Origin of the sequence: Celeribacter baekdonensis (assembly GCF_003047105.1) — a bacterium.
In the GTDB taxonomy this organism is placed as follows: Bacteria; Pseudomonadota; Alphaproteobacteria; order Rhodobacterales; family Rhodobacteraceae; genus Celeribacter; species Celeribacter baekdonensis_B.
On the sequence record NZ_CP028475.1, the window covers coordinates 2,685,011 to 2,704,515 of the forward strand.

Annotated in this window: 18 protein-coding genes, 1 tRNA gene and 1 pseudogene; 11 read left to right on the top strand and 9 right to left on the bottom strand. The window is 54.7% G+C overall.

Annotated features, from left to right (window positions below):
• Positions 1-137: 137 nt before the first annotated feature.
• Positions 138-1,637, bottom strand: coding sequence for a PAS-domain containing protein (locus DA792_RS16830; RefSeq protein WP_159075301.1), 1,500 nt, complete (start codon positions 1,635-1,637; stop codon positions 138-140).
• Between the two features lie 169 nt (positions 1,638-1,806).
• Positions 1,807-3,201: a sensor histidine kinase RegB gene (regB, locus tag DA792_RS16835; RefSeq protein ID WP_107721323.1), complete on the bottom strand. Its 1,395-nt coding sequence runs from the start codon at positions 3,199-3,201 to the stop codon at positions 1,807-1,809.
• A gap of 92 nt (positions 3,202-3,293) precedes the next feature.
• Here regB and DA792_RS16840 point away from each other — a divergent pair, with 92 nt between their 5' ends.
• Together DA792_RS16840 and DA792_RS16845 are read left to right on the top strand one after the other, a co-directional pair.
• Positions 3,294-3,923, top strand: coding sequence for an SCO family protein (locus DA792_RS16840; protein ID WP_107721325.1), 630 nt, complete (start codon positions 3,294-3,296; stop codon positions 3,921-3,923).
• Positions 3,924-4,011: 88 nt separating this feature from the next.
• Complete coding sequence (locus DA792_RS16845) at positions 4,012-4,566, top strand: ActR/PrrA/RegA family redox response regulator transcription factor (RefSeq protein WP_107721328.1); 555 nt, start codon at positions 4,012-4,014, stop codon at positions 4,564-4,566.
• 54 nt (positions 4,567-4,620) lie between these two features.
• Here DA792_RS16845 and DA792_RS16850 read toward each other — a convergent pair whose 3' ends face one another.
• A complete protein-coding gene (locus DA792_RS16850; RefSeq protein ID WP_107721331.1) occupies positions 4,621-5,517 on the bottom strand; it encodes a LysR family transcriptional regulator in 897 nt (298 codons plus the stop codon).
• Between the two features lie 97 nt (positions 5,518-5,614).
• Here DA792_RS16850 and DA792_RS22300 point away from each other — a divergent pair, with 97 nt between their 5' ends.
• On the top strand, positions 5,615-5,821 hold the full coding sequence (locus DA792_RS22300) for a hypothetical protein (RefSeq protein WP_159075302.1): 207 nt from the start codon (positions 5,615-5,617) through the stop codon (positions 5,819-5,821).
• On the opposite strand, the gene DA792_RS16855 is transcribed toward DA792_RS22300, so the two are convergent.
• Complete coding sequence (locus tag DA792_RS16855) at positions 5,784-6,374, bottom strand: HD domain-containing protein (RefSeq protein ID WP_107721333.1); 591 nt, start codon at positions 6,372-6,374, stop codon at positions 5,784-5,786. The two genes, DA792_RS22300 and DA792_RS16855, sit on opposite strands and share 38 nt — an antisense overlap.
• A gap of 157 nt (positions 6,375-6,531) precedes the next feature.
• Between DA792_RS16855 and ahcY the strand changes: the two genes are divergently transcribed.
• Positions 6,532-7,923, top strand: a complete 1,392-nt coding sequence (ahcY, locus tag DA792_RS16860) for an adenosylhomocysteinase (RefSeq protein WP_107721335.1) — start codon at positions 6,532-6,534, stop codon at positions 7,921-7,923.
• A gap of 172 nt (positions 7,924-8,095) precedes the next feature.
• The gene (locus DA792_RS16865; RefSeq protein WP_107721337.1) at positions 8,096-8,437 is read left to right on the top strand and encodes a DUF2853 family protein; all 342 of its coding nucleotides are present in this window, start codon (positions 8,096-8,098) and stop codon (positions 8,435-8,437) included.
• A 297-nt stretch (positions 8,438-8,734) separates the two neighbouring features.
• Here the strand turns inward: DA792_RS16865 and DA792_RS16870 are convergent, their stop codons facing one another.
• Genes DA792_RS16870 through DA792_RS16880 form a run of 3 tightly spaced genes read right to left on the bottom strand, consistent with a single transcriptional unit; the run spans position 8,735 to position 10,428 of the window.
• The gene (locus DA792_RS16870) at positions 8,735-9,157 is read right to left on the bottom strand and encodes an EVE domain-containing protein (RefSeq protein WP_107721339.1); all 423 of its coding nucleotides are present in this window, start codon (positions 9,155-9,157) and stop codon (positions 8,735-8,737) included.
• A complete protein-coding gene (locus DA792_RS16875; RefSeq protein WP_107721341.1) occupies positions 9,157-9,429 on the bottom strand; it encodes a YciI family protein in 273 nt (90 codons plus the stop codon). The genes DA792_RS16870 and DA792_RS16875 overlap by 1 nt, the downstream gene beginning before the upstream one ends.
• Before the next feature lie 3 nt (positions 9,430-9,432).
• On the bottom strand, positions 9,433-10,428 hold the full coding sequence (locus DA792_RS16880) for an NAD(P)H-dependent glycerol-3-phosphate dehydrogenase (protein ID WP_254679297.1): 996 nt from the start codon (positions 10,426-10,428) through the stop codon (positions 9,433-9,435).
• Positions 10,429-10,480: 52 nt separating this feature from the next.
• Here DA792_RS16880 and DA792_RS16885 point away from each other — a divergent pair, with 52 nt between their 5' ends.
• From DA792_RS16885 to DA792_RS16905, 5 genes are all read left to right on the top strand, one after another.
• Complete coding sequence (locus tag DA792_RS16885; protein WP_159075303.1) at positions 10,481-11,197, top strand: uroporphyrinogen-III synthase; 717 nt, start codon at positions 10,481-10,483, stop codon at positions 11,195-11,197.
• An 82-nt stretch (positions 11,198-11,279) separates the two neighbouring features.
• On the top strand, positions 11,280-11,708 hold the full coding sequence (locus tag DA792_RS16890; RefSeq protein ID WP_107721345.1) for a hypothetical protein: 429 nt from the start codon (positions 11,280-11,282) through the stop codon (positions 11,706-11,708).
• Positions 11,630-12,520 carry a COG4223 family protein gene (locus tag DA792_RS16895; protein ID WP_159075304.1) on the top strand — a complete coding sequence of 297 codons (891 nt, stop codon included), beginning with the start codon at positions 11,630-11,632 and terminating at the stop codon, positions 12,518-12,520. Before DA792_RS16890 ends, DA792_RS16895 begins: the two co-directional genes overlap by 79 nt.
• Before the next feature lie 12 nt (positions 12,521-12,532).
• The gene (locus DA792_RS16900; protein WP_107721349.1) at positions 12,533-14,026 is read left to right on the top strand and encodes a heme biosynthesis protein HemY; all 1,494 of its coding nucleotides are present in this window, start codon (positions 12,533-12,535) and stop codon (positions 14,024-14,026) included.
• 73 nt (positions 14,027-14,099) lie between these two features.
• Positions 14,100-14,175 (top strand) — tRNA-Thr (locus DA792_RS16905).
• 81 nt (positions 14,176-14,256) lie between these two features.
• Here DA792_RS16905 and DA792_RS16910 read toward each other — a convergent pair.
• Positions 14,257-16,628: pseudogene (locus tag DA792_RS16910) on the bottom strand (DUF1989 domain-containing protein).
• Between the two features lie 68 nt (positions 16,629-16,696).
• Positions 16,697-18,040, bottom strand: a complete 1,344-nt coding sequence (locus tag DA792_RS16915) for an NAD(P)-binding domain-containing protein (RefSeq protein ID WP_107721351.1) — start codon at positions 18,038-18,040, stop codon at positions 16,697-16,699.
• 178 nt (positions 18,041-18,218) lie between these two features.
• Here DA792_RS16915 and DA792_RS16920 point away from each other — a divergent pair, with 178 nt between their 5' ends.
• Positions 18,219-19,505: an ABC transporter substrate-binding protein gene (locus DA792_RS16920; RefSeq protein ID WP_107721353.1), complete on the top strand. Its 1,287-nt coding sequence runs from the start codon at positions 18,219-18,221 to the stop codon at positions 19,503-19,505.

Sequence of the window (19,505 nt, forward strand, 5' to 3'; positions counted from 1 at the left end):
TGCGCGCGCTCAGTCATGAGGCCGCTGAAATTTGAGAAGGAGAGGGGCGAAAAGCATTGCGGGGAGCCTTTGATGATCGGGCAAAACATGTGCCCGACTTTAGGCTGCCCCGCAAGGGACGCAAGGGAAGAAGGGCGTTACATTTCCACGAACTGGCTGTCCGCCTGTGGTCGAATCGCGGGGCGTGCAGTGGAGCCGCGGACCTCAGGCGCAAAGCCGACAAGGGTTTGGCCGGACGGCAGGGGCGCAAAACGGCAGGCAAGGCGTCGTCCATCCCAAAGCCGGGTGGCACCAGTCCATTCTTCGCGCACACCAACGCGGCTGACGAACTCCCGAATGTCATTCCAAAGCGGAGATGGCGCACATTTCGAGTGCCATATCCGGGTTGCTTCCACGATGCTTGTCTCGGAAATGCCTTCCATCTGTTCGAGACCCCAAAGCGAGGTGTAGGCCGAATTCGCCATCATCAAAATGCCTTCGCTGTTAAACACGGCAATTGCTTCAGCCAGGCTGTCGAGTACAGCCTGGCCGGTTTCGATCTCTGATCTAAACCGTCGTGTCAGAGACATTTCGGCTGAAATGTCTTCGAACAAAAAGGCAATGGCGCCGTCGGGATGCGGGCGTCCAGAAATTCGATACGTCATACCTCCCGGCAGGGTCCAAACCTCTTGATAGGTGCCATCTTTGGCAGCGGATTCCAACGCGGCCATTTCTTGGCGCCATGATTTATAATCTTTTGGTTCAGGCATCATTTGACTGTCGCGCAGCCGATCGAGGAAGGTGGTCAAAACTGGGCGTGAGATCAAAAACTCAACAGAAAGGGCGGTCAGATCCGTCAGCGCGGGGTTGAACAAAGCCAACCTGCGATTGCGATCAAATACGGCAAGTCCGATTGTGAGATGAGAAAAGGTTTTGGTTAGGGTTTGAGTGAACTCACGAAGAGTTTCCTCCGCTTTGACCACGTGATCGGCGGAATTGGCTGTGAATAGGAAATCGCCGCCCATTTCAAACCGAAACACCTCAAACCAATGTGCGCCGTCGTTTTGATCTTTGATCGTGAGGCGGCGAGATTCTTTTGCGTCAGTGTTGGACAGAAGCGATGTGTCGAACAGAGAAACCGGTGGCCAGCTTGGAATATCATCACCCTGCGCCATACTGTCGGCAAGAGCGATATAGGCAGCATTGGCCCAGCTGATTGTGCCATCTTCCAGCTCGCGCCACACAAGATAGGGCACGTTTTCCGTGGTGGCGCGCAGAGTTTCAAGCTCCCGCTCCATTGCCATGAGGGAATGACGATCCAGCTCGATATGGCTGTGGTCCGTTTCGCGATCCAACAAAGTCAGACGCGCAAGGCCGTTGCGCCATTCGCATTTTATCACCGAACTGCCGTCTCGGGACTCGATGATCAATGTGCCGCGGTCGGCGAGCTCGACGATTTCCTTTTGAAGTGTTGGGAATTTTGAGATCATCACCGATAAAAGCCGCGACCAATCGGAACCAACATCTGCCGCCGCCGCAAGCACGCTTTGAGCGGAGGCCGTCGCGTTTACCAGTTTTTCGTCATCGAACAAAAAGACGATGTCATTGTCCTGGTCCCTTAGAGTGATCGCCTCTGACTTTTCTTTTCTGGCGGCCATCCAAGCAAACCCATAGAGCGCCAAAAAGGCTATGCACAGGCTTCCAATGATAAGGGAAGCAAGAGTGGAAAGGAGTTCGACCGACATGTGATTCCCGACAAAAATACGCTTCTGCGACGGGATGATTTTGGGTAAGGATAGTTAACGCACCGTTAAAACGACCAATAAATCATGTGTCAAATCGGGCATTTTCACCCAAAGCCTTGTTTTGTTCCCCCTCTTGAACGCTGATCCGCTCCCTCGGCCAACTCAGTTCAACGATCGCACCAGACCGACGACCTGCATGCAGGTGGAGGTCGTGGCGGTCCGATCCATTGGCAAACGCAATCTCGGCTCCAGTCCGCTCCAAAAGCGTTTTGGCAATAAAAAGCCCAAGCCCCATACCCTCATAACCAGGGCGCCGATCAATCTCGCGCTCGGGCCGTCTGCGTCGCATGAAAGGGTCGCCAATCCGCCCAATCACCGATGTCGGAAATCCAGCTCCGTCATCAATAATCCGAAGCGTGATGGTGCGTGCGTCCCAAGTGACATCAATCCATGCCGTCGTTTCAGAAAAATCCACCGCATTTTGGACCAGATTGCGCAGCCCGTGAATGATTTCAGGCCGCCGATAAACATAGGGCTGCGATGTCCCATCTTCGCTGCCCAACACCTCAAGTTTGACGGTTTTTCCCCGCGCGATATGCGGTTGGGCGGCCTCTTCAACCACAGCCTGAAGCGGCGCAAACCGCATATGTAGATCGTCCTTGCCGGCCTGCCCCATCGAACGCAAGATATCGCGACACCGATCCGCCTGTTCGTTGATCAACTGCGCGTCCTCGCGCAAAACGTCATGGTCTGCCAGATCATCGACCAACTCGCTGGACACCAGTTTGATGGTGGCCAGTGGCGTGCCCAATTCATGTGCTGCGGCGGCGATCACCCCACCTAAATCCGTCAGCTTCTGTTCGCGTGTGAGTGCCATTTGGGTTGCCAAAAGCGCCTCTGACATGGTGTGAATTTCGGAGGCGACTTTCCACGAAAACACCCCCAAGAAGACCACCCCAATTACAATCCCTGCCCAGCTCCCGAACAAGAAAATTCTCGGCATACGCAAAATTTCACCGTCTAAAAGCTCTAGGGGGACGTGATAAAGCGCTGCGATGGACACCAAGGCGATGGCTGCGCCCCCTGTCAGCACCGATGATTTGGGCCGAAGGGCTGAGGCTGAAATCGACACGGGTGCCAAGATCAAGAGCGCGAAGGGATTGTTCAATCCGCCAGATAGAAATAAAAGTGCCGATAATTGTACGATGTCGAACAGCAACATCAACGTCGCCCCGCGTTCGCTCAATCGGGTGTTTTCTGGGTAAATGAACGTGATCACGACATTTAAAATGATCGACGCGCCGATCACAACGGCAAATCCGCCCAGATCAAATTTGAGGTGAAACACCACCATTGCCAGAATGATCGTGGCAATTTGCCCTGTGATCGCGATCCAACGCAGTGCCGTGAGGGTTCTCAGGCGAACCCAATTGGATCTGCGCTCTTCGGTGATGAGATCGTCACTATTTTCAATCATTGACAGACTTTTGTTCCAACTGCGGCATTAAACCCCTTGTTAGTCTGTGCTGTTGCACCGATCAATGCGTCGCACACGTGAGGAGAGAAAACATGTCGACGAAATCTTTCGCTATTGTCGCTGGTGTCGCCGTTGCCGCCCTATTGGGTGCAAGCGCATGGTATGCCACGCGTCCGGCTGCTGATGATCAATTTGCCCAATGCCGCGGTTCCGCTGTCAGTGGTGGTGCGGGGTCCATTGGCGGGCCCTTTGAACTTGTGAGCGAAGATGGCGTGACCGTGACCGATCAAGATGTGTTTACCAAGCCGACGATCCTCTATTTTGGCTATACCTTTTGCCCCGATGTCTGCCCGCTCGACAATGCGCGCAACGCGGATGCCGAGCGCATCTTGGATGAGCGTGGCTATGACACGCAAACCGCCTTTATCTCCATCGACCCGGACCGCGATACACCTGAGGTGGTCAAAGAGTTCACGGATCTTTTCCATGAAAACATGATCGGCATGACCGGTTCTCCTGAGCAGGTGAAAGCCGCCTCTATGGCTTACAAAACCTACTACAAGAAACAAGAAGAGGGCGATCCGGAGTATTACCTCGTGGATCATTCGACCTTCACCTATTTGGTCTTCCCAGAAATTGGGTTTGTCGATTTCTTCAAACGTGATGACACACCAGAGCAGATGGCGGATCGTGTGGCCTGTTTTATTGATGCGGCTAAATAGAACGCAGGGTAGAAATTGACCCGCCGCCATCCGCGCTCTAGGTTGATACGAATTCAAATAATCACGCATATTGGCGCAAGGGGGTCCCATGACCGGGGATGAAATGATGGACTTGGGAGTGGACAAGTCGCTGTTGCTGGTCGATGACGACGAACCGTTTTTGCGTCGTTTGGCGCGGGCCATGGAAAAGCGCGGCTTTGACGTTGAAATGGCGGGTTCTGTCGCGGCTGGAAAAGCCATCGCCACCGCCCGCCCGCCCGCCTATGCTGTGGTTGACCTTCGGCTTGAGGATGGCAACGGGCTTGATGTGGTTGAGGTGCTGCGTGAAAAACGCCCCGACAGCCGGATCGTTGTCTTGACCGGATATGGCGCGATCGCCACCGCTGTGGCGGCTGTCAAAATCGGTGCCACGGATTATCTGTCAAAACCCGCCGATGCCAATGACATCGTCAATGCGCTTTTGGCCAATGGGGATGCCCTGCCCCCTCCTCCGGAAAACCCAATGTCGGCAGATCGGGTGCGTTGGGAACATATCCAACGCGTCTATGAGCTTTGTGATCGCAACGTGTCCGAGACGGCGCGACGCCTCAATATGCACCGACGCACTTTGCAGCGCATTTTGGCCAAGCGCAGCCCGCGCTAACGCGAAGCTATTGAGGCAATAAGACTTAGAAAGACCTGCTTGGGCGGGTCTTTTTTATGGCTTGGATTGTGGCCCCAAGGTCTTGAGCCAGTCAATGAACAGCCGGGTCGAGGTCCGTTGCGGGCCTTTGGGTGTGACCGCGAAATAGGAAAAATCGGCGTCAATTTCAAAAGGCACATGCAAAAGTGCGCCGGAGGCAAGGTCATCACTCACCGCGATTTCAGACACAAAGGTCACCCCTAATCCACGCACGACGGCTTGCACTGCATCGGATTGCCCCTCGATAAAAATTGCCGGTGCTTTGTGGCCATCGACGCCACCCTTTTTCATGTAAGCCAAATCTTGGCTATGCGCCTGCGATCTAATCCAAGGCATTGCCTCCAAAGGAAGATTGTTTACGTCCCCACCGTATTTGGCGACCAAAATCGGACTGGCAACAAGGATGAATCTCGTCTCCCAAAGCAATTCAACATCTACGTCCGGCCAATTGCCCGACCCAGACCGGATGCCAACATCAAATTGCCGCCGCTTCAGGTCGTCAACCGTGCCGGACGGGGTCAGGGAAACGGGAATATTCGGGTGTGCATCCCAAAATTGACCAAGACGCGGAATGATAAACGCGTAGGACAAAGCGGGCGTACAGGTGACCCGAAGCCCGCGCGAGCGTGGCCCATTGCGTAGGCGCTCGATGCCCTGTGCAATCGTCGAAAATCCTTCGCCCAAAGTCTCGGCCAATTGCGCGCCCGCTTCAGTCAGCGCCATCCCCCGCCCCTCTCGCTGGACAAGTGCCACACCAAGCTCTTTTTCAAGCGCGCGCACCTGCTGCGTGACTGCCGCATGGGTCACATTGAGCGCACGCCCGGCGGCGGTAAAACCACCCAGCCGCGCTGTCGCCTCAAAGGCGCGCAGCGTGGAGAGGGAAGGTATTTGGCGCCAGTCAATGTCGATCATGTGTAATTACAGCTTACATGTTAAAAGAATCGTTGAGTCGCGATATGGCTCTATAGGAGCTAAACACGGATCATACCCAAAGATTTGGAGAGATCAAATGTTACAGATTGTTGCGACCGATATGATGCGTCAGCCAGAGGTGACGCCAGAGATTCAGCATCTGCGCGCCCACATGGAACGTCAGCACGCTGAATCCCAAGCCGCACGTGCCGCATGGTTCGCAGAGCTTCAGGCTTGGGTCGGAAAATTAGGCTTTGTGTCTCGGCTTAAAGCGCGGCCATCAATTCGGCGTGTCGCGCCGTAAAGGCTGTGCGCGCATAGATCGGCGGTCGCAGGTGAATCCGCAGATCGCGCACCAAATCAGGGTCCATTTTACCAAAAAGCTTATTGCCTTCTTCAATAGAAAACCCGGCGATTTGTGTCGCTTCGAGCCAAGCAGAGACCTTATCCGCCTGTTTGATCTTTTTCTTAATTGTCACAGGGATTTTCGCGGGCAACCCAAATCGAATGTGAATGGCTGCGGTGAGGCGTTCGTCCAACTCACCATAGTTCGGCCCAACAGCGGCCTTCACGGGTGAGATCATATCGCCGATGACATACTCTGGCGCGTCATGCAAAAGGGCTGCCAGTTGCCACTTGACTGGCTCTGACGGGTAAAGTTTGCGAAAAATCTCCTCGACCAAGACTGAATGTTCGGCCACGGAATAGGCAAAATCACCGCGTGTTTGCCCGTTCCAGCGCGCCACAAAGGCCAGCCCATGGGCAATATCTTCGATTTCTATATCCATTGGAGTGGGGTCCAAAAGATCAAGTCTCCGACCCGATAACATCCGTTGCCACGCGCGTGGTTGAGCCATGGTTGCCTCATATGTGTTTGGCCCTAGGTAGCGTCTGAGCGGCACAGTTTCTATGATTTTTGTCGACTTAACCGGAAATCAATGCCTCTGCGTTGTAAGGAGAGCGTCAAGCTGGTAACCAGCGCTCAAATTAACCGTATTTATGCAGGAGCCAAAGATGGGCACCGATTACATCGTGAAAGATATCGCGCTCGCCGCTTTTGGGCGCAAAGAGTTGGATATCGCAGAGACCGAAATGCCGGGCCTGATGGCGTTGCGCGAGGAATTTGGCGCAAGCAAGCCGCTCAAAGGGTCCCGTATTGTTGGCTCGCTGCACATGACGATCCAGACTGCTGTGTTGATCGAAACGCTCGTGGCGCTTGGTGCCGATGTGCGCTGGGCCTCGTGCAATATTTTCTCAACGCAGGACCATGCAGCGGCGGCCATTGCTGAGGCGGGCGTGCCGGTATTTGCCATCAAAGGTCAGTCTTTGGTTGAGCATTGGGACTACCTCGACCGTTCCTTCCAATTCCCGGAGGGGCCGAACCTGATTTTGGACGATGGTGGGGATGCGACGCTTTACGTTCTGTTGGGTGCGCGCGTTGAGGCGGGTGAAACCGATCTGATCGAAGTGCCGACCTCTGAGGAAGAAGTCGCAGTTTTTGCCCAGATCAAAAAACGCATGAAAGAGAGCCCGGGCTGGTTCACCAAAATGCGTGGTCAGATTGTTGGCGTTTCCGAGGAGACAACCACAGGCGTCCATCGTCTTTATGATCTGGTGAAAAAAGGCCAACTCCCCTTCCCGGCGATCAACGTGAATGACTCGGTGACCAAATCCAAATTCGACAACAAATATGGCTGTAAAGAGAGCCTTGTGGATGGCATCCGCCGCGCGACCGATACGATGATGGCCGGCAAAGTGGCCGTTGTTTGTGGCTATGGCGATGTGGGTAAAGGCTCCTCCGCCTCGTTGCGTGGAGCAGGCGCGCGGGTGAAAGTCACCGAGGTTGATCCGATCTGCGCGCTTCAGGCTGCTATGGATGGGTTTGAGGTGGTTGTGCTTGAGGATGTTGTTGGTGACGCCGACATTTTCATCACCACCACGGGCAACAAAGACGTCATCCGCATCGAGCATATGCGCGCAATGAAAGACATGGCCATTGTTGGAAACATTGGCCATTTCGACAATGAAATCCAAGTTGCTGCGCTTAAAAACCACAAATGGACGAACATCAAAGATCAGGTCGACATGATCGAAATGCCGTCCGGTGCGCGTCTCATTCTGTTGTCTGAAGGCCGCCTTTTGAACCTTGGCAACGCGACGGGCCACCCGTCCTTTGTGATGTCCGCCTCCTTCACCAACCAGGTGTTGGCGCAGATTGAGCTTTGGACCAATGGCGACACCTATGAGAACCAAGTTTACATTTTGCCGAAACATCTTGATGAAAAAGTGGCACGCCTGCACCTTGCTCGTATCGGCGTGAAACTCACTGAGCTTTCGAAAGACCAGGCGGATTACATCGGTGTGACTGTCGAAGGTCCGTTTAAGCCCGAGCATTACCGCTACTGAGGCCAAACATAAAAGCAAGACAGAAACCGCTCATGGAAACATGGGCGGTTTCATTATGAGTTCATCCGCCAAATTTTCCCTTTTTAAAGCGCTGTGATCCCATTAGGCTTTGCCCGAGCCTCCGTTAGGTTCTGAAATAACGACATAACACTTTGAATGGTGGGAGAATAAAATGGGAAAACGTGACGATCTGATCGCCAAATACGCAGAGGATCTGAAATCCAAATGCGGCGTCGAACCTGACATGGATTTGTTGACCAAGGTGACCATTGGTTGCGGGCCTGCGATCTACAAAGAAGATGCGTCCACAGTTGCAGCTTCGCAAGACGGCGAACTGGAAACGGTCAAAACCAATTTTCTCATGAAAAAACTTGGCCTCGCAGATAGCCCCGAGCTTATGGATGCGATCAATGTTGTGATCGACACATACGGTCGTTCTGAGCGCAACAAATATCGCGCCGTTTTCTACTACATGCTCGTCAAGCATTTTGGCAAAGAAGCCGTCTATAGCTGATCTTGTTTAGATCTATTGAGAGCCGCCTCGATTGTTCGGGGCGGTTTTGTATTGGGCTCAGCTCACTCAAGTTAATCGGAGGTTTCAAAATCTGATTCAACCCTAGCTACTTCGGATTTGCGGTGAATCGCCAAAACCCCTAGGTTGAATACACGGACCAGGACGGACCGGACCTTATATCGAACACGTGTGGTGCCTAAGGGAGCACGTGGGGTGGTGGAGGGTCCCGGGGGTCGGGGCCCTCCTTTTTATTGAAATTTCTCGTTGAAACGGTGCTAGATCAATTTGATCAAAGCATTAGGCCGGATCGGTGTCCCCTAGCTCACAGACAATAGCCCATTCCGCCTCCGACACCGGTTGCACGGAAAGCCGTGTGTTGTTGACCAAAACCATCTCGGATAGACGCGGATCGGCCTTGCACATGGCGAGAGTCACGGGCGTATTAAAGGGACGCACCGCTTTAATGTCGACGCAGTCCCACCGTTCATCGTCGGTTGTGCTGTCTGGATGCGCAAGCGCGCAGACCTCAACAATCCCAACGACCTCTTTTTCTGCGCGCGAGTGGTAGAAAAAACCGCGATCGCCCAGTTTCATCGCACGCATGTTGTTGCGGGCTTGATAGTTGCGCACGCCATTCCATTCCTCGCCAGCGTCACCTTTGGCAACCTGTTGATCCCAGGACCAAACTTCCGCTTCGGATTTAAAAAGCCAATATACCATTAGCCAATCACCTTGTTCCAAGCTTCAATCCGTACATCTGCAAACAGCCCGGCTTTGGCATAGGGATCATTTGCAGCCCAAGAATTTGCGGCCTCAAGATCGTCGACTTCGATGATCACCAGTGAGCCACACATCTTGCCGTCTGTGTCCAAAAATGGCCCGGCCTGCTCAACCACGCCGCAGGATTTCAAATAGGCCACGTGATCCTGGCGCGTTTCGGTACGAATGTGAAGCGAACCGGGTTTGTCGGTGCAAATGACAGCGTATTTCATGGGTTACTCCCTTTTGAGTGGACGGGAGAGCAACACCTCTACCGCTGCAGAAATCGAAATGTGACCATCCAAAATCTGTGTGATGGTCGTTGTGATGGGCATATCTAGGTCTAAGGTGCGCGCAAGATGCACGACAGCCCTGGCTGTCGCCACCCCTTCGACAGTAACGGTCGGGTCAACCGTGGCGCCTGTCCCAAGTTTAAAGCCGTGCGAAAAGTTGCGCGATTTCTCAGACGTGCAGGTCAACACAAGGTCGCCAAATCCTGAAAGCCCTGAAAGCGTGGCAGGATCAGCCCCGACACGGGCCGCAAGCCGCTGCATTTCGGCAAAGCCACGCGTCATCAGCGCAGCACGCGCACTTTCGCCAAGCCCGGCCCCGATGGCGAGACCGCAAGCAATGGCAATCACATTCTTTAATGCCCCACCAAACTCGACTCCAACCGGATCAAGGCTCGAATACAGGCGGATGTTGTCGGTGGTCAAAACAGATTGTAGCGCCTCAACCACCCCCTTGTCGCGCGCGGCAAGGGTCAATGCGGTGGGCAAGCCCTCAGCGATATCGACAGCAAAGGAGGGGCCGGACAGAATGGCCAACTGCGCCTCTGGCACCACGTCCTCAAGAACAGCCAGAGGGCCACGATCAGATTTAAGATCAATCCCCTTACAGCACGCAATAAGGCTTTTACGCCGGATTAGGCTCTTATTTTGGGTCGCGAAATCCGCCAGCTGTTGCATGGGAACGGCCAAAAGAAGGATGGGCGCTTTGCAGGCCAGAGGTAAATCAGACGTGACACTCAGGCGGGATGGAAAGGATTTCCCCGGCAAGCGGCCAAGGTTTTCGCGAGCGGATTGCATGGATGAAGCGGCGTCAGTGGAGCGCGCCCAAAGGGTGACAGGCTTCCCCGATCGCGCAAGAGAAATAGCCAAAGCCGTCCCAAATGCACCTGCGCCGAGCACAGAGATTTGATCCTGGTGTCGCATTTCCTCAGCCAGCCGCATCGGTCGCCCTCCGTTGAGCGTTGTTCTGATGTCTTTTGGGAGGTATCACCGAGTGAACCGTCAGACAATCCCGAGACCGATTTTGCCCCAAACCGTCCTCATCACACGTCCCCAAGATGACGCCACACGACTGGCGCAGGATTTGCGCGCATTGGTGCCGGGGGCGGCTGTGCTGACAGCGCCGGTTTTAGAGATTGTACCTTGCGTCCCAAGTGTCACCACGCAGCGCTATGATGCCGTCATTCTGACGTCGCGCCACGCCGCCCAAGCGGCGATGGAGATGTTTCCGAAACTAACGGCTTATTGTGTTGGAGATGCGACCGCGCAGGCGGCTCAGTCGATTGGATTGATGGCTGTTTCCGTTGCGGGGTCGGCGGATGATTTGATCGCATATCTTGCGGAAAAACCGCTGTGTCGGGCCATCCATCTTCATGGCAAGCATACGCGTGGCGATGTGGCAGGCCGATTGACGGCCGGCGGTTTGGAGACGGATGATGCGGTGGTCTATGATCAGCAGGCTCGAACATGGACATCGGAGGAACAGAACAGCGTGGCGCAGGCGCAATCGCTCGTGGTTCCGCTCTATTCTCCGCGCTCTGCACAAATCCTGTCGAAAAGACTTGAAATCTACTGTGGGCGATTGACCCTTGTCGCGATGTCGCAAGCCTGCCTTGATGCATGGTCTGGGCCTGCTCCCATTTGCTCTATTGTTGCGCAACATCCCGATGGTGCGACGATGAAGCATGCCATTGCGTCGCAATTGACCTGATCATCGCTTGAGGCACAGGGCCTCAGGGTCTAAGTTCCAGAGGCAGTTGTAAAATTGGTTCTGGATTCGAAAGGTTGATCTTTTGGCACGAGACAAAAAAACTCCGCAAAATGATGTGAAAGCCGAAGTGGAGGCGGTTCAGGATCAAGAGAATACGCCGGTTGAAGGACAGGTGTTGCCGGAAACCGATGCGCCAACTGAGGATGTGCCTGAAACGCCTGAGATCGTCGGTGAGGCATCTGACCCGGAGACTAAGGGGGCGCAAGAGCCTGTCACTGAGGATCAGGATGGCCCCGAAGAGACAGAAGAGCCGACGCCGGATGAAGAAGAGATCCCGAATGAGCCCGCCGAAGTGACCCCGCAGCCGGTGGTTGAAAAGGTGGTTGTGAAACGTGGCGGTATTGTTCCGGCGCTTTTGGGGGCGCGCTTTGTGTGGTCCTCGGTTACGCAGGCGCTCAGTTTGTCAAACCTGAGGGCTGGCCTTTCCCAGGGGCCAACACGGATGAGCTAACACAGAAGATCACCGATCTGTCGGCGCAATTGGCGGATCTGAAATTGGGTACACAGGATCAAATCGCGGCGGTTCAGTCGGCGCAGGACAGTTTGAAATCCGATATCGAAACGCAAGTCGCGGCTAGTGATCCAACAAGCGTTATTCAGCCGTTCCAAGATCAGTTGTCCAACTTTGAATCTCGGCTGACCGAATTGGAAGCGCGCCCCGTGGCTGAGGCTGTGGTCTCGCCTGAGGCGACAGCCGCATATGAGCGTCAATTGGCAGAGATGCAGGACTTGCTGACAGGCGAGATTGCGCGACTTGAAGCCGCCAAAGCACAGTCTGTGGCCGAGGAAAAAGCCGCCACCGTCGCAACACAAAAAGCACGATTGCAAAGGCTTGTGGACGCAGGTGATCCTTTTGCCTCCGTTCTGGGTGAGCTTGGCGAGAATGCACCCGCTGCGCTCACAGAGGCGGCGCAGGATGGGATTGCCAGTGTGACGGAGTTGCAGGACACCTATCCTGAGGCCGCAAGAGCAGCTCTCATGTCGGCGTCGCGGGCCGCCTATGAAGCGGGCGAACAGGGCTGGTTTGACACCGCACTTCAAACGCAACTTGGTCTCAGATCGACGAAACCAAAAGAAGGCGAAGACGCCGACGCGATCCTGTCTCGAGCCGAAGACGCCGTGCGCAAAGGTCAGTTTGCATCAGCAATCACCACGCTTGAGGCTTTGCCAGAGGCAGGTCAGACGGAGATGCAGCCCTGGATCGAACAGGCGCAAAAACGGGTGGATGTGATGACCGCTCTCAATGAAATGCTTGGTCAGTAAGGTAGGCGAAACATGCTTTGGTCCCTCGTTAAAATCGTTCTTTTCGTCATCCTTGTGGCTGCACTTGCCTATGGCGGCATGCTTCTTATGGAAACAGAAGGCGGCGCGCAGCTGAGTTTTGGGAACTTCGAAATTACCCTTACACCGCTCAAAGCCGTACTGGCGTTGATCGCCTTGATCGTTGCGTTTTATGTGGCACTCAAGCTCATCGGGCTGTTGATCGCTGTGGTGAAATTCCTTTTGGGTGATGAAACCGCGATCTCGCGTTATTTTGACCGCAATCGTCAGAAAAAAGGTATTGAAGCCCTGACGGATGGGATGATGGCGCTGGCCTCGGGTGAGGGGCGCATGGCACTGACCAAGGTCGCGCGTGCCGAGAAATATCTGCAAAGGCCGGAGCTGACCAACCTGATCAAAGCGCAGGCAGCGGTGATGACGGGTGACAAAAAGACCGCCGAGCGCGCCTACAAACAATTGATCACGGATGACCGCACCCGTTTTATTGGCGTTCAGGGCATCATGAAGCAGAAGCTTGAGGATGGCGATACGGCGACTGCGCTGAAACTCGCGGAAAAAGCTTTTGCCCTCAAACCGAAACATGTCGAGACACAAGACATTTTGCTCCGGCTTCAGGCCGAAAAGGGCGATTGGTCGGCGGCGCGTTCGACTTTGTCGGCCAAGTTAAAACACGGAGCGATCCCGCGCGATGTTCACAAACGTCGCGATGCGGTTTTGGCCCTGTCAGAGGCCAAGGGAGTGTTTGAAAAAGGTGCCACGATTGAAGCGCGTGAAGCCGCGATTGAGGCCAATAAAAAGTCGCCTGATCTTATTCCTGCCGCCGTGATGGCCTGTGAAGAATATGTTGCGGACGACAAGCCGCGCCCGGCGGCCCGTGTGATTAAAAAAGCATGGGAAGCGCAGCCACATCCCGATTTGGCCGCGGCTTTCGCTGCGATTGTCCCGGATGAAACGCCGGAGCAACGGATCAAACGCTTTGCGGCGTTGACCAAAATCCACCCGGAAGACCCGGAAACGAAAATGTTGGCCGCAGAACTGAACATCGCGGCCGAAGATTTTCCGGCGGCCCGGCGTGCGTTGGGCGATTTGGCCGAAATCAATCCGACGTCGCGCAGCCTGACGATCTTGGCGGCGATTGAACGCGGCGAGGGTGCGGATGATGTTGTCGTGCGCGGCTGGTTGACCCGCGCCCTGACAGCGCCGCGTGGGCCGCAATGGGTCTGTGACAATTGCCAAACGATCCATTCGGAATGGGCGCCGGTTTGCGAGCACTGCGGTGGATTTGATACGCTGAGTTGGCGTAAACCAACGCGGTCCGAGGTGGCGATGCCGCAAGGCACCGAAATGTTGCCAATGATTGTGGGTGCATTGCCGGAGCCAAAAGAGGATTTTGTCGATCCGATTGAAGAGGAGCCACGGGACGCACCGAAAGGTATGGTAGATGTGACCCCCGTTGAAGAAGACGAAAACCCAAAGGTCGAAAATTAGGGCTACACACCTTTGAAAGAGGGTGATAAAGACCCGTTCACGTCACGCGCAATAGCGCCTGACAGAGAAGAGTGCCGCTGTAGCTCAGATGGTAGAGCACGTCATTCGTAATGATGGGGTCGTAGGTTCGAGTCCTATCAGCGGCACCACTTTTCTACGCACTCCTGGGAATTCCCCGCACAGAAAAGCCTCCCTTGAGGGAGACTTTGTTGTTTTTCGTTTGGCCAGAATTAGCTGCGTGGGCGTTCCTTTTTGGGATCGTAATGTGGGAAGGCCGCGACCGTGGCGCTGTAGCGTTTCAAATGACCGTCCAACTGGCCAACTTCGACCTCGGTGCCCACCTCAGAATGCGCCACATCGACCCGCGCCAATGCGATGACTTGCCCGGTCCGCGGGGATCGCATCGCGGAGCAAACCTCTCCCACCTGCGCGCGCCCAATGCGAATGCAATCGCCATGGGCAACGTGGTTTTGTCCCTCGACTTCAAGCCCCACAAATTTACGAGCCGGATGTTCTTTGCGCCGCAAAAGCGCGTCACGACCGACGAAATCTACAGTCTTTGATTTGAGGGGGACGGTGAAGCCGATCCCCGCTTCAAACGGGTCGGTTTGATCGGAAAAATCATAGCCTGCGAAGACAAGTCCGGCCTCGATCCGCACCAGATCAAGTCCGGCAAGCCCCATCGGGCGCATGCCATAGGCTTGGCCTCTTTCCCAAACGGCCCTGAACACTGTGTCACCGTCTTTGGGGTGACAAAAGATTTCATAGCCCAATTCACCAGTATAGCCCGTCCGAGACACCACAACGGGTACGCCTTGATCATCCCCAATCCGACCCACGGTGAAACGGAACCAGTCGAGATCGGAGATTGGCGTTTGATGTGGGGCGGTCCAGATGATCTCTTTCATCAGATCGCGGGATTTCGGACCTTGAACAGCAAGGTTGTGCATCTGATCGGTCGAGGCGCGGATCATCACGTTGAGGTTCAGCTTTTCGGCCTGTTCGCGCATCCAGGCTCCGCCCTCATCCGAGCCACCAATCCAGCGGAAATTCGCCGGACCAAGCCGGAAGAGCGTGCCATCGTCAATCATGCCGCCATGCTCGTAACACATCGCAGAATAGACCACCTGACCGACGCCGAGCTTTTCGACGTTGCGGGTCAGAACCCAATTCATCAATGCTTCGGCGTCCGGCCCGGTGACCTCAAATTTGCGCAGGGCAGAGAGGTCCATGACCACGACAGCCTCACGACAGGCCCAATATCCTTCGACTGCGTCGGTTTGCGGAAACGAATTGGGCAACCAAAAGCCACGGTATTCGACGAAATCATTCGTCAGCTCGGCAAAGTTTTGATGAAACGCGCTTTCACGGGTCATGACAGGGTCCTCGTCGGGAGTGGCGCGCCAGGCGACGGAACGGCTGAACCGTTCCTCGGCGGCATAGGTGCGCACATGAATGTCGGTCAAATTCCAGCCATTGGCCGGGGAAGTGTCATCGGGGCAGGCGGAGGACACACAGATCAGGTCGGTGAGAGCACGCAACAACACGTAATCGCCCGGACGTGACCACGGTTCGTCGGCCAAAAGCACGCCATGTTCATCAACATGGGTGTTGAAAAAGAAATTCGCGGCCATCCATCCTTTGCGGGCCGGGATGTCATAGGCCAAAAGTGCGCCGTTGAAATTGTCGGAACAATTGGCATGACCGGGATAGCCGATGTCATCGTAATATTTCGCAGAACAGGCCATGGCGAATGCGTCATGCCGACCACAGGTGTCCTGCACCACTTCGATGAGAGGCGTCATGTCCTGATCGAAATATTTCCCGTGTAGACCGGGCATTGGGTAGGCGTGGTTGAGGATGGTGCGTGTGGTGGTGACATCAAGAGGGAGGTAGTCGCCACGATCCGCTTTGCGCGCGTCGAAACATTGGAAATCGGTACATTGGCGACCATCGACATCGAGGATCTGGATGAACTCACCCTTGCGTACAAAATAGGCCTGTGCTGTCGCTGATTTGACCCGCAGATCCTGAACGGGATCTGCCAAAGGATCGGGCAGGGCGAATTGACCGGATTGGCGAGATTTGGCACGGGTTAGGATCACACGCAGCGGCGTTGTGGTGTCTTGCGTTTCGAAATCCATCCCGTCACCGGGGCGGCAATGATGACCCAACATGGGCCTTGCGCCGTAAAGGTGACCCTGTCTTTCGCGGGGCTTTTCGTGCCAAAAAGACCGATAGCGGATGCACTCTTTAGGTCAATATTCCGATTGATTAGACCCTTTTTGAGACGATCAAAGCCGGACAGCGGCGACAGGAGCATCGCGCGGAGGCCATCGGCGGGCGTGTCAGCAGGTACACCCAAAAGGCCACAATCCAAGCGGCCATCTGGGTGTGCGCTTACAAGCTCACAGCGTTGACCGCCTTCGATATTTTCGATCACGATCTGATCGCCTTGGGCGAGTTCGACCATGGTCGCGCCAGAGCCGGGAACGGTGAAGCGTTCTTCGTTGGATTGAAGCCCATAGGCCGCCGCGCGGCGGGGGCGCGAGGCGGCAGGTGGGCCAGGACGCAACAGGGTTGCGGGAATGTGCGTTTGCATTTTTTGTCCTTGTAAAAAGGAGAGAGACGGGCCTCGCGAAAGGCCCGTCCATTGCGTCACATGTTAGATCAGTTTTGCAGATAGACTTCCATGGAATCGTCCAGCGCATCTTTCCATGGCGTGTGGTGCGCAGGCGCCATGGTTCCGGTGATGACCGATTTATAGCTGTGATTTCGGAAACCCATGATGTCCTCGACCTTATGGTGTTTCCACTCAAAAAAGGCCTCACAGGCACCATCCACATCAAAGGACGGATAGTCGGTGTCTGCGATCAGTTCTTTGACATAATCGCCCTGATAGACGATCGCGTATTTCACATCATCCTGACGTTCTTCGCGCTCAACGCGTTCCGCAACATCGGCCAGAAGCACGTCTTTGTCAGTGGGCACCTCAATGCGATCCATAATGATGTCGCGCACATACCATGCTTGGGCGTCAAACATGTTAAAGGTGAACCACTGGTCCTGCATCCCAAGGTAGAACATCTTTGGATTGTGGACATAGGCGACGCCTTTATAGAGGTCGGCCGTGGCCAAGCGGTTGGCGGTTTTCAGGCGTAGATCATCGGGCAGGAATGGGAAGTAGTGGCGATAGCCGGTGCAAAGGATGATCGCATCGACATCTTTCGTGGTGCCGTCTTTGAAAAAGGCGGTTTTGCCCTCGACCTTCACCAGCGCAGGTCTTTCTTGCCAATTGTCCGGCCAGTTAAAGCCCATGGGAGCGGACCGATAAGAGGTTGTGATCGACTTTGCACCGTATTTCCAACACTGCGATCCGATGTCTTCCGCTGAATAGGACGCGCCCACCAAAAGCACATCTTTGCCCGAAAATTCGCGCGCATCGCGGAAATCATGGGCGTGGACGATGCGGCCATTGAACGTCTCAAATCCAGGGTATTCGGGTACATTTGGCGAAGAGAAGTGACCTGAGGCGACGATCACATGATCAAACACCTCTTTGTACATCCGATCTTCGACCATGTCGTGGGCGGTGATGATAAACTTGCCTGTGTCCTCATCGTAATCCACCCAACGGATCACGGTGGAAAAGCGGATCCAATCACGGACGCCTGCCTTTTTCACACGACCTTCGATATAATCGACCATGACAGCGCGCGGCGGATAGGAGGCGATTTGTTTGCCGAAATGTTCCTCAAAGGAATAATCGGCAAATTCCAAGCCCTCTTTCGGGCCGTTGGTCCACAAATAGCGATACATTGAGCAATGCACGGGCTCGCCATTTTCATCGACGCCGGTGCGCCATGTGTAGTTCCACAACCCACCCCAATCGGATTGTTTTTCAAAACAGACGACGTCGGGAATCTCTGCGCCTTTTTGCGCGGCGGATTGAAAGGCGCGGAGCTGTGCGAGACCGGAGGGGCCTGCTCCGATAATTGCGACACGTTTGGTCATGAGTGTCTCCCTTGGACATTAGAATTCATTGGATTGAACCGAATTAAGAAATTGGTTCAATCGGCATGAACCAGATAAGAACCAACTTTTTTCGTGGTCAATGAATTTTCTTTGTGGGAATATATTTGGAGGGGCCATTTGGCCGTGATGATCATAAAATTAGGCCAACGATGAAAATATGAGCATTTCCTCCCTCTCTCAGCGCCTGCTTGTGACAGGGTCTCTACCGAAACTGGGCGGACATACCCGCGCGCCCATTCGGATTGGCTTTTTGATTCCCATGTCGGGGGATGAACAGGCGTGGGGCCTGCCCGGATATGAGGGCTGCAAGATTTGGGTGGACTGGATCAACACCCATGGTGGGCTGATGGTCGGAGGCCGCAGGCACAAGATCGAAATGCGCGTGCATGATAGTGCAATTGGTCCAGACCAAACTTTGACTGCCGCGCGTGATATGGTCGAAAAGGATCACATCCCGCTGATTGTGACGCTCGGCGGAAATGATGTGGCGCAGGCGATTGATTACCTGATGTCCCGCAAGGTGCTGGTGGCGACCCTGTTGCCCAGCGATCTGTCACCGGATCGGCCGTATTTGATCGCACCTGCTGAGGTGCACCCCCTGTTCAATGTTACGGGTATTGAGTGGCTGGCGCGGACCCAGCCTCAGGCCAAGCGTGTCGCCCTATGTAGCCAAACCGATCTCATGGGATTGCCCTCTTTGGCTGTTTATCGCGCCGGGTTTGAGGCGGCAAAACGCGAGATCGTCAAAGACATCCAATACAGTGCTGACACCAAAGACGCGCTGGGTATTGTCAAAGCCATGATGGTCGAAACCCCCGATATTCTCTGTTGGTGTTCCTCGCCTCCGCCCATGGTCAAGGCTCTGAGCGAAGCCGCCTACAAGCTCGGCTTTGAGGGCCATATCCTGTCTTGTACCGGCGACAATTATGATCGGCTGATCGCGCGGACCTCAACGGCATTCATGGAGCGCTTCGTCTTTCAGTTCCCGGACTTCGATGATCCAAAACTGGCAGATAACGCGTTTTTCTTTCGTCAACCGAAAGCCTTCTTTGATACTTATTGTTCGCGCTTTCCTGGCGCATGGGGTGCGGTAAGTTGGGAATATGCCTCCATCTTGGATCTGTGGCACAACGCGGTTGAACTTGCGGATTCGACCAATTCCGTCTCGGTGTTGGCGGCGATGAAACGCGGGCGCAGGATGTCACATGTTTTCGGACCTGCCCGTTGGTGGGGGGAGGAAATTTTCGGGATTGATAATGCCTTGGTCGGAGATTGGCCCGTGGTTACAATCCGTGATGGCAAGGCCCGGATTGAAGACTTCGTATCCGTCCTGGACTGGCTTGAACAGAATGGACCGCTTTTAAAGCGGCATATGGAAGAGCTTGGACAATTGTGGGATCAACGCCTTTCCCCAGATCGCAGTGCCAAAGCGGCATCGCAGTAA

Coding starts and splice junctions, on each gene's coding strand:
- DA792_RS16830 (WP_159075301.1), bottom strand. CDS start 1,637: ATGGCCGCCAGAAAAGAAAAGTCAGAGGCGATCACTCTAAGGGACCAG.
- regB (WP_107721323.1), bottom strand. CDS start 3,201: ATGATTGAAAATAGTGACGATCTCATCACCGAAGAGCGCAGATCCAAT.
- DA792_RS16840 (WP_107721325.1), top strand. CDS start 3,294: ATGTCGACGAAATCTTTCGCTATTGTCGCTGGTGTCGCCGTTGCCGCC.
- DA792_RS16845 (WP_107721328.1), top strand. CDS start 4,012: ATGACCGGGGATGAAATGATGGACTTGGGAGTGGACAAGTCGCTGTTG.
- DA792_RS16850 (WP_107721331.1), bottom strand. CDS start 5,517: ATGATCGACATTGACTGGCGCCAAATACCTTCCCTCTCCACGCTGCGC.
- DA792_RS22300 (WP_159075302.1), top strand. CDS start 5,615: ATGTTACAGATTGTTGCGACCGATATGATGCGTCAGCCAGAGGTGACG.
- DA792_RS16855 (WP_107721333.1), bottom strand. CDS start 6,374: ATGGCTCAACCACGCGCGTGGCAACGGATGTTATCGGGTCGGAGACTT.
- ahcY (WP_107721335.1), top strand. CDS start 6,532: ATGGGCACCGATTACATCGTGAAAGATATCGCGCTCGCCGCTTTTGGG.
- DA792_RS16865 (WP_107721337.1), top strand. CDS start 8,096: ATGGGAAAACGTGACGATCTGATCGCCAAATACGCAGAGGATCTGAAA.
- DA792_RS16870 (WP_107721339.1), bottom strand. CDS start 9,157: ATGGTATATTGGCTTTTTAAATCCGAAGCGGAAGTTTGGTCCTGGGAT.
- DA792_RS16875 (WP_107721341.1), bottom strand. CDS start 9,429: ATGAAATACGCTGTCATTTGCACCGACAAACCCGGTTCGCTTCACATT.
- DA792_RS16880 (WP_254679297.1), bottom strand. CDS start 10,428: ATGCGGCTGGCTGAGGAAATGCGACACCAGGATCAAATCTCTGTGCTC.
- DA792_RS16900 (WP_107721349.1), top strand. CDS start 12,533: ATGCTTTGGTCCCTCGTTAAAATCGTTCTTTTCGTCATCCTTGTGGCT.
- DA792_RS16915 (WP_107721351.1), bottom strand. CDS start 18,040: ATGACCAAACGTGTCGCAATTATCGGAGCAGGCCCCTCCGGTCTCGCA.
- DA792_RS16920 (WP_107721353.1), top strand. CDS start 18,219: ATGAGCATTTCCTCCCTCTCTCAGCGCCTGCTTGTGACAGGGTCTCTA.